This is a genomic window from Pseudarcicella hirudinis (assembly GCF_900115665.1).
GTDB classification, from domain to species: Bacteria; Bacteroidota; Bacteroidia; order Cytophagales; family Spirosomataceae; genus Pseudarcicella; species Pseudarcicella hirudinis.
Map to the genome: position 1 here is coordinate 34,633 of NZ_FOXH01000015.1, position 15,476 is coordinate 50,108.

Here is a 15,476-nt window from a genome sequence, read left to right on the forward strand (position 1 = left end):
TAGCAGACAAAGCAGACCTCTCTGGTTTTAATTGCCCAAAAGCTTAAAAACATGGAAAAAAATCAAAAAAATGATCAGCTCCCTCACGGAAGTGGCGGGATTTATAAAATGGTTGGCTGGCTGGCATCCAACCGGACTACAGTTTATATCTTCACCTTCATGATTTTCATGGCTGGGATGATGATTTACAAAGGATTGCCTAAAGAGCAGTTTCCTGATATTGTAGTACCTCAGATGTATATTCAGACAGTTTATGCAGGAACAACACCCGCAGATATTGAGAATGTAATCAATAAGCCGATTGAAAAACAACTGAAATCAATTACAGGGGTAAAGAAAATCAAATCGAATGCACTTCAGGATGTTTCTGTAATTCTGGTTGAATTCAATACCGATGTAGATGTGGCCGTTGCCAAACAACGTACTTCTGATGCTGTTGACAAAGCTAAAACGGATTTGCCTAAAGATTTAACGCAGGATCCTTCGGTTACAGAAGTGAACTTTTCGGAATTCCCGATTATGAACATCAATATCGCCGGAAACTTCCCTTTAGATAAACTTAAAAAGTATGCAGAAGATTTACAGGATGAAATAGAAGGTATGTCTGAAATCACCCGTGTGGATATCGTGGGTGCTTTAACGAGAGAAATACAGATTAACCTTGATTTGTATCGAATGAAGTCTTATGGCCTGGCTTTCAGTGATATTCAGCAGGCTGTTCAGGGTGAAAACGTGAACGTTTCCGGAGGGGAATTAAGTATTGACAACGTTCGCAGAACCTTGCGTGTAAAAGGAGAGTTCAAATCTGTTGATCAGTTAGCCAATATCATGATTCGCTCAAGTGCAGGTGCAGTGGTTCGTTTGAAAGATATTGCTGAAGTGAAAGATAGCTATGAAGAAAAGCAGGATTTTGCCCGTCTGGATAATAAAAGTGTAATTACGCTTAACGTCATCAAACGTGCAGGGTCTAACCTTATCTCGGCTTCAGATAAAATTGAAAAAGTAATTGAGGATTATAAGGAGCACCATTTCCCGCAGGGATTGAGTGTAAAAATTACAGCCGATCAGTCGGAACGTACCCGTGCAGAAATTAATGACCTTATCAACACCGTAATTTTAGGATTCTTGTTTGTTGTATTTGTATTAATGTTCTTTATGGGTGTAAGAGATGCGATTTTCGTAGGTCTTTCTGTACCACTTTCGGCCTTACTTACATTCCTGTTCATGCCAAGTCTTGGTTTTACGTTAAATACCGTAGTTCTTTTTGCATTCTTACTGGCATTGGGGATTGTGGTGGATGATGCAATTGTGGTAATTGAAAATGCTCACAGGCTATTCAATAACTTCAAGAAACTTAGCATTACTGAAGCTGTAAAACTGGCTGCCTCCGAAGTATTTATCCCGGTATTGACAGGAACATTAACCACTATTTCGCCCTTCCTGCCGCTTTTATTCTGGCCGGGTATTGTTGGAGAGTTTATGAAATTCCTGCCAATGACTCTGATTATTACACTTTTTGCCTCGTTGTTTGTGGCCTATGTAATGAACCCGGTTTTTGCGGTGACTTTCATGAGAAGACATGAGGATGAGGTTGCAGCAGGACATGATACTACTTTCAAATCTATCAGAACAACATTCTTTATTCTGGCAGGAATAACAGTGTTTTGTTATCTGATTGGATTAAAGATGGGTAATTTTGGTTTGGGTAATTTTTCATTATTTATCCTGCTATTATATCTCTTCAACCACTTTATCCTGACACCAAGATTAATTATGCCGTTTCAGGAGACAGTCTTGCCTGCTTTTAGAAATGGATACCGTCGATTAATCTCCTGGGTAATAACCGGATGGAGACCAATTATCGCCATCGTTCTGGCTTTTGGATTGTTTATTTTTACTATGGTTATGATGGGAATTGTAAAACCAAAAGTGATTTTCTTCCCGAGCGGCGATCCGGATTATGTGTATGTTTACATGAAATTGCCGGTAGGAACAGATGCAGTAGCAACGGATTCTTTGACTAAAATTGTTGAAAAAAGAATTAGTTCAGTTCTTACACAGAATCATGCTGAACCTATTGTAAATTCAATTATTTCAAATGTTGGGAAAAACGCCGGAGATCCTACCAACCCGGATCGTGCGGCTACTCCTAACAAAAGTAAAGTAACGGTAGCTTTTGTTAAAAATGAGGAACGTGGAGATATATCAACCGAAAAGCTGCTTTCAGCATTGCAGGAAGATTTCAGAAAAACACCAATTCCAAGTGCGGAAATCTCTGTAGAAAGAGAATCAAATGGTCCTCCTACCGGGAAACCAATTTCAATTGAGATTGCCGGAGATGATTTCCAGACACTTATTAAACTTGAGAAGCAGGTTCGTCAGGCAATTGATAAAGCAGGAATCAAGGGAATTCAGGAATTGAAATCCGATTTGGTAACAAATAAGCCTGAAATTGTAATTGACGTAGATCGCGAGAAAGCTTCAAGAGAAGGTGTTTCTTCAGGACAAATTGCAATGGCTGTCAGAACGGCTTTGTTCGGATTGGAAGTATCAAAATTCCGTGATGACAAGGACGAATATCCTATACAGTTACGCTTAAAAGGTGAAGACAGAAATCAGATTGAGAAAATCCTTTCGATGAACATCACTTTCCGTGATATGAACATGGGCGGTGTTTTAAGACAGATTCCTTTGAACTCTGTAGCAAATATTAGCTACTCAACCACTTACAGCCAGATTAACCGCAAGAACCAGGAAAGGGTTGTAACTTTAGGTTCTGATGTGGTTCAAGGGTATAATGCCAATGAAATCGTTGCTGAGTTGACAGAGTTATTTATCGACATGGATGTTCCTCAGGGATATACTATTAAAATGGGTGGAGAGCAGGAAGATCAGCAGGAATCCGCAGATTTCCTTGTTTCAGCTTTCGGTGCGGCAATCCTATTGATTTATCTGATTCTTGCTACCCAGTTTAACTCTGCGGTAAAACCATTTATCATTTTTGCCACCATCTTGTTATCGTTAATCGGGGTGCTGTTAGGATTTATGGTATTTGGTATGACATTCTCAGTAATTATGTCTGGTGTTGGTATCATTGCATTGGCCGGAATTGTGGTGAAAAATGGTATCCTTCTTATCGAATTTATTGAAGAACTCCGCCATCAAAGGGGATATGAACTTCGTGAGGCTATTATTGAAGCAGGAGGTATTCGTTTAACTCCGGTATTGCTTACAGCAGCGGCAGCAGTTCTTGGTCTGGTACCTTTGGCATTAGGACTTAGTATTGACTTTGTTACACTCTTTACTGAATTAAACCCACATATTTTCATTGGTGGAGATAGTGCAGTATTCTGGGGAATTCTTGCCTGGACAATCATTTTTGGTTTGACATTCTCTACTGTTCTTACCCTTGTAATCGTGCCTTGTATGTATTACGTAAGTGAGAGAATCAAGCAGAAACTGGCAAGCCGTAAGGCGAAGATGACAGAAGAAGAGTATTTAGCTTCAGAAGCCTGATTTTTAAAATAGTTTTATGAAAGCCCTGTTTTCGAAAGAAAGCAGGGCTTTTGTGTATAACACTGATTATGTTTTGAATAATGGGAATTTATACGGAATTTGCAATTCTCCTGCAACAACATTATCAGGAGAAGCATTTCTGCTAAAGTAATCACGACACACTCTTACACATGAAGTTCATTGCCGAAAGAAAGATTTTTATAATATTTACCCTTTTCGTCTGTTTTGCTTATATCTTTTTTGGCATGCTCAGTTCAACTTTAAAAGGAGCCCCCTTGCAGTTAAATCCTGGCTTTATAACAGAATCATCTCAGTACAACTACTTCAGATACCTTGCCAAATCCTTTTTAAACGGGAGACTTGATGTAACGGAATGCCCTGCGATACATGATCTTGTACTTTTTAACCAGAAAAAATACCTTTACTGGCCTCCTGTTCCTGCGCTTGTATTTATGCCTTTAGTGGCCGCTTTTGGTCTTGATTTACCGGACAGGCTTCTCAATATTCTGATGGGAGCCGCTAATATATACCTGTTCCTGCTTGTAATCAGAAGAATTTGCCAAAGATATAATTATGCCATAGATACGATATCTGTACTTATTTTTGGGGCTTTCTGGGCATTCGGAACAGTACATTTCTATATGAGCCTGTCAGGTGGAGTCTGGTTTATTTCTCAGGTTTTAGCACAGACTTTTTTACTGGGGGCAGTATATTGTTTGATGGCAGAGAATAAAAAAATCAGAAAATACCTGCTTAGCGGTTTTTGGTTTGCCTTGGCAGTATATACACGGAACGACATCGTTTTTGGTGGAATTTTCTTTCTCATTATAATTCTTGAAGATTCCGGTTATTCATTGAAAGGTCTTTTTCTCAAAAGAGGGCTTTTATTTGGGAGCTTTTTTATCATTTTTTCCCTGATTAACCTGTATTACAATTATGCCAGATTTGGAAATGCCTTTGATAACGGGATAAATTATCATAACATGGGTGCCGATTTTTTAGATAAATTCCGGAACTGGGGTTATATGTCAATGCATTATATTCCGTATAATTTTTATGTGGAAATTGTCCGTTTACCTAAATTTATTAACAGGATTCCTTTAATTGAAATGGATTTTAACGGATTTGGTTTTATCTGGGCCTCACCGTTTTTTCTGATGATTATTCCTGCCGGTGTGTTTTACCTGAAAAGCTTTGCAGGCAAACAAAAATATATTTCCGCTGTGGAAAGTAAAATGGTGCTGGCTGCTTTGATTTCGGTATTACTGATTGGCCTGATAATTCTGATGATTATGGGAACAGGTGTCTCTCAGTTTGCCGCCAGATATACCCTGGATTTCCATCTTTTCCTTTGTCTGATTTTATTGCCGTTTATCAATTACATGCTTTCTTTTAAATGGTTTAAAGTAATTTCATTGGCTTTGATTTTTGTATCTTTTTGCATGAACACACTCGGAGTCTTCTTGTTTTACTGATAGGCAGATTATTTTCAGTCAAACAAAAAAGCTCAGACCTTTTTCGGATCTGAGCTTTTTTGTTGAAAAAGAAGAGAAAGTACACTATCTCGGATTAAGTGCTTTTTCAATTCTGGCCAGACAATCCTGCAAATGATATTTGCTCATTTTATCGCTTATCAGCGGTAAGTTTGCCTTAATCTCATCTCTTAAACCTGTTATATTAGCTCTTGAAACTGAGGTTATGTCATTTTTTCTGGTATCTATAGACTGAATGTTTCCGATTGAGATTACGGGAGCCGGATTCAGCATAGAAGTTAGTTTTTCAACATATGCCTTTTGCAGGTTGCGACGATAAGTATCAATAGCACGGTGGCTGCGAAGTTCTGACCAGATACCGCTTTTTACATCTGTGAAAAATTCATCAATATTATATGCTGCCGCATTTCTGGTACTGGTTTCGATAATTCTCGCTAAGCGGCTATTATCTAACAGACTTGTAAGGGTAGCTTCCTGAATATTTCTTAAGAAATCAACCCCTGCATCAGGACGGATTCTGCTTAGGATTTTATCATCTAACAACCAGGTTGGGGTTTCGAACAACTGGCGGTGTAAGAATGCAACGGCTTCTTTTTGAGTAGCTTTTGGTGTTACCTCATATACTACACCTTGCTGATCTCCGGTTTTAGGTGTTTCATAAATACCTCCTACGTTCTTTGTAACGTGACCCATATAGCGTCTGAATTGTATTACTACTTCTCCGTAAGATTCAGTCAGCATGTCATAGTCCTGTGCTTCTTCTTTAGTCCAGTCAATAAGATTTGGCAAAATTCTTTTCAGGTTTTTGATACCATAATCACTCGCCAGCATGTTGTTATCGCCAAGACATTCGCTTTGAGACCTTGGATCATAAGGGTTTGTTTCTGTACCAAACCAAATTCTTGGATTTTGAGCAAAAGTGTCAATAAATTGTTTATTTAAAGCTTTACGATCTTGTTCCGGATCGTTGCCTTCAAGCGATTGATATCCCCATTTGATAGCCCAGGTGTCATATTCTCCTATTCGCGGATATAAATCTTTTACCCCGTCTTCCGGTTGAGCCACATAATTAAAACGGGCATAATCCATAATAGAAGGTGTATGTCCATGCTCTGCAATCCATTTCGGATCACGAAGTTTCTCTACAGGGACTGTACTGCTTGAACCATAATTATGACGTAAACCTAAGGTATGGCCTACTTCATGAGAAGAGACAAAGCGAATAAGGTCGCCCATCAATTCGTCATCAAACTTGTTTTTTCTGGCGCGGGGATCAACCGCAGCAGCTTGTGTCATATACCATTTCTTCAATAATTTCATGACATTATGGTACCAGCCGATATGGCTTTCAAGGATTTCTCCAGAACGCGGATCATGTACATTCGGGCCATAAGCATTTTCAATATCAGAAGCAAAATATCGGATAGCCGAATACCGGGCATCTTCCAGACTGATTGTCGTATCGTTATCTGCCAGGATTTCAGCTCTGATAGCATTTTTCCAACCAGCTGTTTCAAAAGCTTTTTGCCAGTCATCCACACCTAATTTGAGGTATTTTCTCCATTTTGCAGGTGTGGCAGGGTCAATGTAATAAACAATAGGTTTTTTAGGTTCAATTAATTCTCCTTTCTTTTGTTTCGCAGCATCCTCCGCATTTTTAGGCTCTAATCTCCACCTTACTGCGAAAGTCTGGTCATCAGTACGTTGGGAATTTTCATCATAAACGGTATAACCATTTGCAAAAAATCCGACTCTTGAATCAAAAAGCCTCTTCTTCATCGGTACTGTAGGAAGAAGGATCATTGAAGTATTCATCTCGATCGTTACAGCTCCTGTTGTGGCAGCTGCAGGTAAATTAACTGATGGAATCGGACTGGGAACCGGGCTTCCGCCAAAATTAGGAGTCGGAGGAATGGCATTAAAAGTCTTTACCGAACGAATTTCAGTATTGATCGGGAAAGTCTTGATATTCTGAATATAAGACCTGTCAGCGGCCGGACTGGTTAATTTATAGATGGTTTTTGTTAAAGAATTTAATGAAACCACCTGATTATCACCCTTAAAGAAATCCGTTACTTCAATTACCGAAGAACCCACTTTTGTAATAGAGTCTTTCTTGAATGCTTTCAGATCAAATGCAGCAGCAATAGGGGCCACATTTGAGTTTTGAACCGCCTTATAAATCGGAGCAGTTGAGTCAGAACTTACATTTATATAAGAAACAGCTCTTAAAAATACTTTATTTTCAGGACCTTTTTCAAAACGGATAACCTGACGGTTCAATAGCTCTCCGCCATAGGCAGGTAAACCTACCGAACCGGGAACGGTTGGTGATTTTGCCACTCTGGTAACAGCCATTATTTCGCGTCCCATAAGAGAATCTGCAATTTCAAAAAAGTACTTATCTTCAATTTTATGAACAGTAAAGAGTCCTTTAGAAGTTTTAGCCTTATCTGTAATTACTTCTTTATAGGGTTTGGGTCCGGTTTTAGGCGTTTCAGCCTTTGGAGGAGTGGCAGCGGCAGTAGCTGTTGCTTTGACATCTGCTTTTTGTGCGCTGACAGAGAATGCCAGGCAAGCTAGAGCCATTGCAGATACCCGGGTAACATTTTTAAACATAATTTAATTTGGTTTGATGAGTTGAGTAATATAAAACTTCGAAAATAAGATATAAAAAAGTATTAAAAGCTTAACTGGAGCAAATAATATTCTGTTTTATCTTAAAATTTCAATAAAACCGCTAAAATAAGACTTTTATGAGAGCAGTTAAGCATGTTTGTGATAAGTGGTTTAATGGTTTAGCACCAGGGCGCCGGTTTCATGAAGGTTAAAACACTTTATTCCATTCTTTGCAGCTTCCAATTGGATACCTTTGGCATAAAATTTAGAATAAGAACAATCAATGACCAGATTCCTGAATGCTATTTTTTCAATCTGATTGAAAGACCTGACAGATTTTCCGGATAGAATAAGATAGTCGATAACCGGTGATTTCAATTGTATTTCCTTCTTCTTCAAAGGCTCGTTTAGTAAAAAAAATGTTTTTCCTTTCCAGAGAATGATAGCTGTTTCAGGGATATGTTTGAATCGCTGAAGGTTAATTTTCTGGGTATCAAGGATACTTCTTGAAGACCAGAAATTGACAAGTCTGTATCTGACAGCATTTTTATCCTCCAAAAATCCAGAATCGGCTATCAGCTCCGCTTTTAATCCTTCAACTTTCGAGAAAACGCTGTGTTTGGGAATGGCATGGATAATAAACAGGCTTTGCTCCCGGGCATAAAACCTTTCCCGGATATTGTAAACGATCAGAATGATTGTCATGAGTCCGGACGCAATGACATACTTGAACTTTTGCGTTTCCCAAAGACAGATTAACGTAAAAATTATTCCGAAGAGGAATCCCGTTTCCCAGAATTCGAGATGGAGGAATCTGATGGAAGACTCTGGTAATTTTTCTGTAAAAAGTATAGATTCATTGAGCACTTTAAAGCACCAGAACACCACTTTCCCTGCATAAATAACCAAAAGCGTTGCATGAAATTTTAACAAAGGAACTGCAATTATCATAAATCCCAGTCCTGCGCATAAAGCTATTGACGAACATACAATAATGATGGGGTTCAGCAGAAGAAAATAGATGGGATTGGGGAATTGATGAAAATAGTAAATCGTTAGCGGGAATGTGGCAGCTTGAGCTGCCAGAGCTACAGAGGTGACTTTCCAGAGAGAATCAATAAGTCGGGTAAGAATTGTCGCTCTTTTTCCGGTCTTCATCAGACTACTAAACCAGGGCTGGAAATAAATCATCCCGAAAACAGCCAGATATGAAAGCTGGAAGCTGGCACTGAATAGGAAATATGGATTCCAGATTAGTAAAAAGAAAGCTGAAATGGATACAGTATTATAGCTATTCTGGTTTTTTGAGAAAATTTTAGCAATGGTAATGATCGAAAACATTGAAGCAGATCTTAAAACCGGAGAGGATAACCCTGTCAGCATGGCATAAAACCAAAGAGAAAACAGTATGATGAACAGAAAAAGTGTTTTTCCCACATTCCCCTTTTTGACCAGAAAGCCAAAGATGAGTTCTAAAACGATGAAAATAACCCCTACATGAAGACCTGAAACCGACAGGATATGTATAGCTCCTGAAACAGAATACGCCTGAACTAACTCACTGTCCAGATCATCTCTGAGTCCTAAAATCATTGCATTGGCTACACCATATTCCTGTTTCCCGACGATATACTTTTTCATTATCGAGTCTGCGGAAATATTAACTTTTATGGCAAAATTCATCAGCAGATTTTCAGGAACATTACCGGTCTTTTCGAAATCAGATGGCCGGAGGTATTGCTGAAAGTCCGTTTGTTGCAGAGACATGAATTCTTTATAATCAAATTCTTCAGGATTTTTAGGCTTTTCAATAGGGACGGGATTACCTTTTATAAGAATAATGTCTCCATATTTTGGCTTTTCAGGAATATGATGATCAAAATAGAGCAGAACTTTTCCTGAAACCGGAATAAAAGCATGATTGATAAAGAGTTTCCTGACCTCAGCCACGGCCTTGTATGATTTAGCCTTTTCTTCTACGAAAGAGCTGATAGCTACTTCATAATAAGTCGCTTTATTGATTGAGTGGGAAAAGTGATCAGGTCTGTTGCTTTCTTTGTTGATAAATGCCAGAAGAAAACCGGAAATGATCAAAAAAAGTAACGAGCTGAGTCCGGTAAAAACGGGGTGTTTTTTCTTCTTCCTCAGATACAAATGAATAAAAAAAAGGAGTGAATAGAATAACCAGACAGAGAAATGGTAAAATGGCAGATATTGGTAAATCAGGATACCAGAAATCAGAGCAAGGGAATACCTCACAAAAGGAAAAGGTGAAAACAGATTCATAACAGATGTAGATTGTAAAAATGAAAGCTTGTCTGAAATTTCAGACAAGCTTTTTAAATATAAAACTTTTTCCGTAAAATATACTCTTCTACGGCTTCCGGAGTCATGTATCGTATAGACTGCCCTTTCCTGATACATTCCCTGATGAATGTGGCCGAGATATCCAGTAAAGGTGCTGCCACCATTCTTACACTGGCATGGGTTTTCAGCTCACTGTTTCCGGAGTCAGGACGGGGGTAAACATATAGGCCAAAATCAGTTAGAATCTTATCATATTCTTTCCAATTGGTAAACTGACTCAGGTTGTCTTCCCCGATTATCAGTTTAAACTGATGTTGGGGATATTTTGTCTGCAACTTAGATAAGGTATCAATTGTATATGAGGGCCTGGGCATCGAAAATTCAATATCAGTAACCTTAAACTGAAGATTGTCTGAAATTGCTTTTTCTACCATATCCAATCTGTCAAATTCATGCAGAAGGGATTTATTTTTTTTGAAAGGGTTTTGCGGAGAAACAACAAACCATACCTGCTCAAGATCTGTTGTTGTTGCCATAACATTAGCAACAATCAGATGACCAACATGAATGGGATTAAAAGAACCGAAAAAAAGACCGATTTTCATGAAAATATACCAAATGCATTGAACGTATCTTACTGAGGCTAATCAATTATTTGATGAAGTTGTCAAATAGACTCTGAGCTTTTACGAAAGAATGCTCCAAATCATCGTTGACAAGAATGGTATCAAATTTGTTTTGAAAAGACATTTCAAAATTAACCTTAAACAATCTTCTTGAAATAGCGTCTTCATCTTCAGTTCCCCTGCCTCTCAGTCTTTTTTCAAGTTCCTGCATACTTGGTACTTTTACAAAAATAGCCAAAGCTCTATCCTGGAAGTATTTCTTGATTTTTAGCCCGCCCTGTACATCCACGTCAAAGATTACATGTTTCCCGCTTGCCCAGAGTCTTTCGATTTCAGATTTTAAAGTACCGTAATAAGCACCGGGATAAACTTCTTCCCATTCCACAAATTCGTCATTATCAATCTTTTGTCTGAATTCTTCAGGAGACATGAAATAGTAATCTTTACCGTTTTCTTCTGATCGTCCGCGTTTATCACGGGTGCAGGCTGAAATAGAGAAGCCAAGGTTGGAATTATTGGCTAAAAGATGCTTAACAATTGTTGTTTTGCCGGAGCCTGATGGGGCTGAAAAAATGATGAGTTTACCTTCCAATGAGTTAATATAATTTCCCGGAAAGACTTTCCGAGGTTGTTTAAATACTAAATTTAATACAAAACTAAAAGGTTATTAAGTATTTATCACAAAAATGGGATAAAACTTAATAACCTTGAAACCTAAAATATGATTAGCTGACTAACTACAATTCCTGAATTTTGCGTTTGATACAGTCTAATAAACTGGTAGGAACACATTTTTTTTCAAGACGTAACTGCATTGTTTCTTTAATGCATTTTTCCAATTCATAGCCTTTTTCACAAGGTAAGCATTTGTCCACATTGGACTTAAAATGCGTAATTTGATCGTCAGTTGCCTGTCCGTCCAGAATCAGTTGAATGATCTTCATACAATCTTGATGATGCTCGCAACTTGTTTTTTTCTGAACCTTCTCTGCCTCGGGAAACATGTCTTAAATTTTAGTTTGTTATAATTATTTGGTTTATGGGACTACAACGCAAAAATCAATAATAGCCAAATTCTTGCATAAGTGATTTATCAATCAAGTAGTTAGTGAACAGAACAAAAATTTAAAAGATTCCATCTCCGGCATTTTTTTTCATTCTGTTCAACTATTTTATCATAAATTGATACTATTCTGCCATAGTGTCAGCATTCGTGTCATAGCCTAATGACTTGGCGTATGTTTTAAGTTTGTCCTTCAACAGCATTCTTGCACGGTGAAGACGTGAGCGTACGGTACCTATCGGAATGTCAAGAATTTTAGCCATTTCCTCATAAGTAAAACCTTCCACATCACAAAGAATGATTACTGTACGGAAGTCAACAGGTAAGGCATTAAGCGCATTGGCGATTTCATCACCAATCATATCCTGAACTGTTTCTACTCTTAAGTCAGTTGTTTGAGTAGTTTCCGCATCTTCTTCAGAATTATAAGTTGTCTCTACGTCCTGATAATCAACTTTAGAGGGTTCCTTCGTTTTCTTTCTGAAATCATTTATAAAGCTATTCTTCAAGATTCGGAACAGCCAGGCCTTTGCATTAGTTCCTTCCTCAAATGAATTGATAAAACGGAAGGCCTTAAGGTAAGTATCTTGTACCAAATCATTTGCATCGTCCTCATCGTTGGTCAAGCGGAAGGCGAAGTTATACATCGAGTCTATGTGCGGCATAAACTCTTTGTCGAAAACCCTGTACTTTTCGGCATCCGTATAGGCAGTGGGCATTTCGGTTTCTGACATAGTTTTAGATGAGTGTTGCGTAAAATTATAAAATCATCTCAGAAAACAAACATTGATTTCCAAGAATTTCTTTTACCTGATAGCATGGTTAGTAAAAATGACTGCTTCTGTTGTGCAATAAAGGATGTATAATCAAACAACCTGCCAATCTTTAAATTTGGCATAATCCTGACAAAAAGGCGTGAATTACGGGAGACTTCCCAAATGAACGCTTTGGGGAATAACTAAAAAGAGTACTTCAAAAAGTATAAAATGAAATGATTTAACAGATAAACCTGAAAAAGTATAAAATGTTTGATTGAAGATTACTCTTTCCTGAAAAGCTGAAGAACAAGAATAACCAATCCTGTAAATATTGTACTGGCCAATACTTTTATCATCGTTGGCAGAAACAATCCAAAGTCACTTGCTTCCAGAAAAAATAAAAGCAGGTGATGAATAAATGTCAGAATACCAACATAGGAGACAAACCAGGACGCTCCCATTGATTTTAATGTTAAGATCATTCTTTCATCATAACCTCTCTGTGGGGTAAGTAACTTGATAATAGAGGGTCTTAAAAAGGCGATCAAAGTCATTGAGGCGGCATGCATGCCCATGGTATTGTAAAAAACGTCAACAAATATTCCGGCAAAGAAACCAAGGAAAAGTAAGGTTATCTTACTGATTTCGAAAGGTAATAAGAGAATTGAGGCAATGTAGACAAAGCAAAAGGCATAATTGAAAAGTACCAGCTGACGAACAAAGAAAATTTGTATCAGTAAGTAAAAACCGAAGAATAAACTGTAATATGTTAAATTTCTAGGACTCATTTTTCAATTATTGATCGGACTTATTCAGTTTTAAGGGACAGTGCCGCTTATTTTTTTACAGGATTTTCGTTTTGTTCAAGTTGCTTCTGTTCCGACTCCAGTTTATTTTTAATCACGTACACATATGACAAATTGTTAAAGTTTGTCGCCAGTCTGAGTGAAATGTCATGAAAAGTAAGATCCGGTTTTACGCCAACTTTTTGTACATAACCAATGGCAATATTGGGAGGGAATACTGTATTGAAATCTGAAGTAAGTATGGTATCTCCGGTTTTTACAACCTTATATCTTGATACATCAAACATCTGCAAAATCTCAGGATTAGAAGATTCCCATTTTACATATCCGATTTCGTTATTCCTTTTGATTTTAGCAGAAACTGTATATTCTGAGTGAAGCACTGAAATGACCCTCGAAATATGTTGAGAGCAGGATTTTATCTTTCCTACTACTCCCGTAGCTGAAATAACACCCATACCGGGAGCCAGCCCGTCTGCAGAGCCTTTATCGATCGTGAGGTAATTATTGGCCTGATTGATTGTAAGATCCATCACTTTTGCCGTAGTTACCTGAAATCTTGTGGCTACAATAGAATCTGCTTTGTAATTGATTTTTGAAGGAATGAGTTGCTGAGCCTGAAGCCTTGCAATCGTTTCATGTAGCTTTGTATTTTCAACCGCTAGTTCAGCATTTACATTTCTCAGATTAGAATATTCTTTGATAGCATTTGAAAATTTCAGTGTTTCGGCTACGTAATAATTGGAAGTATTAAAGAAAATAGCATTTTGGAAGTCGTTGTATGTATAGACACACCAAAGACTCAGTACTTCCAAAAGCACGAAAAGAATAAAAGCCCGTTGTCTGGAAATGAACTGAAAAAGCTGATACATGAGGCGTTATAAATTATGAGTTACGAATGTTGAGTTATGCTAAAAACCAACTCTCCATTCATAACCCATATTTCATAATTTTTAGCTGATTAAGATTGGTTTAAAATGATCAAGATGTTTCAGAACCTCTCCGGTTCCGCGAACAACCGCCTTAAGCGGATCATCAGCAATATGGATTGGCAGTTTCGTTTTATTAGCCAGTCTTTTATCTAAACCATGTAATAAAGCTCCTCCACCGGTAAGGTGAATACCATTGTGGTAAATATCAGCAGAAAGTTCAGGAGGAGATACTTCCAGTGCTTTCATTACAGCTTCCTCTATTTTAGAAATAGATTTATCCAGTGCATAAGCAATTTCTGAATAAGTAACCTTAATTTCCTTCGGAATACCTGTCATAAGGTCACGGCCACGAATTTCATAATCTGCCGGAGGAATATCAAGTTCCGGTAAAGCTGAACCAACTTCAATTTTAATCAGTTCGGCAGAACGCTCACCAATCAGCAGGTTGTGCTCACGACGCATGTAGTCAACAATATCACGGGTGAAAACATCACCTGCAATTCTGACAGATGCTTCGCAAACAATTCCTGAAAGAGCAATAACGGCAATTTCAGTGGTTCCCCCTCCGATGTCAACAATCATTGAGCCATTAGGTTGTTCTATATCAATACCAATTCCTATTGCGGCTGCGATAGGTTCATGAATCATATAAACTTCTTTTGCTCCTGCGTGTTCTGCAGAATCTTTTACCGCTCTTTTTTCTACCTCAGTAATACCAGAAGGAATACAGATTACCATCCTGTGAGAAGGGGTAAATAACCGGCTGCCGGTATCAATCATTTTAATAAGTCCGCGAATCATTAATTCTGCCGCAGTAAAGTCTGCAATAACTCCATCTTTAAGCGGGCGGATCGTTTTTATATTTTCATTGGTTTTTTCGTGCATTTGCATTGCCTTATTCCCAATAGCAAGCACCTTGTTGGATACTCTGTCGAGGGCAATGATAGACGGTTCATCAACTACAATTTTGTCTTTGTGGATGATGAGAGTGTTTGCTGTACCAAGGTCAATAGCAATGTCGGAAGTCAGGAAACTGAATAATCCCATTTGATTTTTCTATTAAAAAAGTATGTTTTATTTGTGGGTTAAGAGCTTATGAAGTTACGAGGATTTATGCTGGATTTTAGAAAAACTTTGGAATAAAGCAGAAAATTTGCTGATTACCGTTTCAATGGCAGAAATCATTTGATTAAAGCGGTCTGAATCAGGTAAAAAGTATCTTCTGCACTATTTTTAATTTTCTGAAAAAAGAGTTATAAAAACTTGTAAATCTTTTTTTAAGCTTCTTAGTCGTAATCGTTTCTTGTAAAAGTGCAAAATTAGTTAGAATTTCAGAGAAAGTTGTTGAGAATGAAG

Annotated in this window: 12 protein-coding genes; 3 read left to right on the plus strand and 9 right to left on the minus strand. The window is 37.9% G+C overall.

Annotated features, from left to right (window positions below):
• The first annotated feature begins 108 nt into the window (after window positions 1-108).
• The 3 genes from BM179_RS20385 to BM179_RS20390 all read left to right on the plus strand — a co-directional run bounded on the left by BM179_RS20385 (window position 109) and on the right by BM179_RS20390 (window position 4,991).
• A complete protein-coding gene (locus BM179_RS20385; RefSeq protein WP_229633003.1) occupies window positions 109-3,516 on the plus strand; it encodes an efflux RND transporter permease subunit in 3,408 nt (1,135 codons plus the stop codon).
• Between the two features lie 16 nt (window positions 3,517-3,532).
• Window positions 3,533-3,667: a hypothetical protein gene (locus BM179_RS25750; RefSeq protein WP_262503437.1), complete on the plus strand. Its 135-nt coding sequence runs from the start codon at window positions 3,533-3,535 to the stop codon at window positions 3,665-3,667.
• 94 nt (window positions 3,668-3,761) lie between these two features.
• Window positions 3,762-4,991: a hypothetical protein gene (locus tag BM179_RS20390; RefSeq protein WP_177219468.1), complete on the plus strand. Its 1,230-nt coding sequence runs from the start codon at window positions 3,762-3,764 to the stop codon at window positions 4,989-4,991.
• A gap of 84 nt (window positions 4,992-5,075) precedes the next feature.
• On the opposite strand, the gene BM179_RS20395 is transcribed toward BM179_RS20390, so the two are convergent.
• From BM179_RS20395 to BM179_RS20435, 9 genes are all read right to left on the minus strand, one after another.
• On the minus strand, window positions 5,076-7,628 hold the full coding sequence (locus tag BM179_RS20395; protein WP_092019021.1) for a zinc-dependent metalloprotease: 2,553 nt from the start codon (window positions 7,626-7,628) through the stop codon (window positions 5,076-5,078).
• A 171-nt stretch (window positions 7,629-7,799) separates the two neighbouring features.
• Window positions 7,800-9,914, minus strand: coding sequence for a ComEC/Rec2 family competence protein (locus tag BM179_RS20400; RefSeq protein ID WP_177219469.1), 2,115 nt, complete (start codon window positions 9,912-9,914; stop codon window positions 7,800-7,802).
• Window positions 9,915-9,967: 53 nt separating this feature from the next.
• On the minus strand, window positions 9,968-10,540 hold the full coding sequence (gene nadD / locus BM179_RS20405; RefSeq protein ID WP_092019023.1) for a nicotinate (nicotinamide) nucleotide adenylyltransferase: 573 nt from the start codon (window positions 10,538-10,540) through the stop codon (window positions 9,968-9,970).
• A gap of 46 nt (window positions 10,541-10,586) precedes the next feature.
• A complete protein-coding gene (gmk, locus tag BM179_RS20410) occupies window positions 10,587-11,153 on the minus strand; it encodes a guanylate kinase (RefSeq protein ID WP_092019024.1) in 567 nt (188 codons plus the stop codon).
• Between the two features lie 145 nt (window positions 11,154-11,298).
• Window positions 11,299-11,505, minus strand: a complete 207-nt coding sequence (locus BM179_RS20415) for a phosphohydrolase (protein ID WP_229632997.1) — start codon at window positions 11,503-11,505, stop codon at window positions 11,299-11,301.
• 244 nt (window positions 11,506-11,749) lie between these two features.
• On the minus strand, window positions 11,750-12,358 hold the full coding sequence (locus tag BM179_RS20420) for a sigma-70 family RNA polymerase sigma factor (RefSeq protein WP_092019026.1): 609 nt from the start codon (window positions 12,356-12,358) through the stop codon (window positions 11,750-11,752).
• A 305-nt stretch (window positions 12,359-12,663) separates the two neighbouring features.
• Entirely contained in the window at window positions 12,664-13,170 is a 507-nt protein-coding gene (locus BM179_RS20425; protein WP_092019027.1) for a hypothetical protein, read from the minus strand.
• A 47-nt stretch (window positions 13,171-13,217) separates the two neighbouring features.
• Window positions 13,218-14,060: a rod shape-determining protein MreC gene (gene mreC / locus BM179_RS20430; RefSeq protein WP_092019028.1), complete on the minus strand. Its 843-nt coding sequence runs from the start codon at window positions 14,058-14,060 to the stop codon at window positions 13,218-13,220.
• A gap of 81 nt (window positions 14,061-14,141) precedes the next feature.
• Complete coding sequence (locus tag BM179_RS20435) at window positions 14,142-15,167, minus strand: rod shape-determining protein (RefSeq protein WP_092019029.1); 1,026 nt, start codon at window positions 15,165-15,167, stop codon at window positions 14,142-14,144.
• Between the last annotated feature and the right edge of the window lie 309 nt (window positions 15,168-15,476).

Excerpts from the sequence above, each read along its gene's own strand:
- BM179_RS20415 (WP_229632997.1), bottom strand. The coding sequence starts at position 11,505 with ATGAAGATCATTCAACTGATTCTGGACGGACAGGCAACTGACGATCAA.
- BM179_RS20425 (WP_092019027.1), bottom strand. The coding sequence starts at position 13,170 with ATGAGTCCTAGAAATTTAACATATTACAGTTTATTCTTCGGTTTTTAC.
- mreC (WP_092019028.1), bottom strand. The coding sequence starts at position 14,060 with ATGTATCAGCTTTTTCAGTTCATTTCCAGACAACGGGCTTTTATTCTT.
- BM179_RS20435 (WP_092019029.1), bottom strand. The coding sequence starts at position 15,167 with ATGGGATTATTCAGTTTCCTGACTTCCGACATTGCTATTGACCTTGGT.
- BM179_RS20390 (WP_177219468.1), top strand. The coding sequence starts at position 3,762 with ATGCTCAGTTCAACTTTAAAAGGAGCCCCCTTGCAGTTAAATCCTGGC.
- BM179_RS20395 (WP_092019021.1), bottom strand. The coding sequence starts at position 7,628 with ATGTTTAAAAATGTTACCCGGGTATCTGCAATGGCTCTAGCTTGCCTG.
- nadD (WP_092019023.1), bottom strand. The coding sequence starts at position 10,540 with ATGAAAATCGGTCTTTTTTTCGGTTCTTTTAATCCCATTCATGTTGGT.
- BM179_RS20400 (WP_177219469.1), bottom strand. The coding sequence starts at position 9,914 with ATGAATCTGTTTTCACCTTTTCCTTTTGTGAGGTATTCCCTTGCTCTG.
- BM179_RS25750 (WP_262503437.1), top strand. The coding sequence starts at position 3,533 with ATGAAAGCCCTGTTTTCGAAAGAAAGCAGGGCTTTTGTGTATAACACT.
- BM179_RS20420 (WP_092019026.1), bottom strand. The coding sequence starts at position 12,358 with ATGTCAGAAACCGAAATGCCCACTGCCTATACGGATGCCGAAAAGTAC.
- BM179_RS20385 (WP_229633003.1), top strand. The coding sequence starts at position 109 with ATGGTTGGCTGGCTGGCATCCAACCGGACTACAGTTTATATCTTCACC.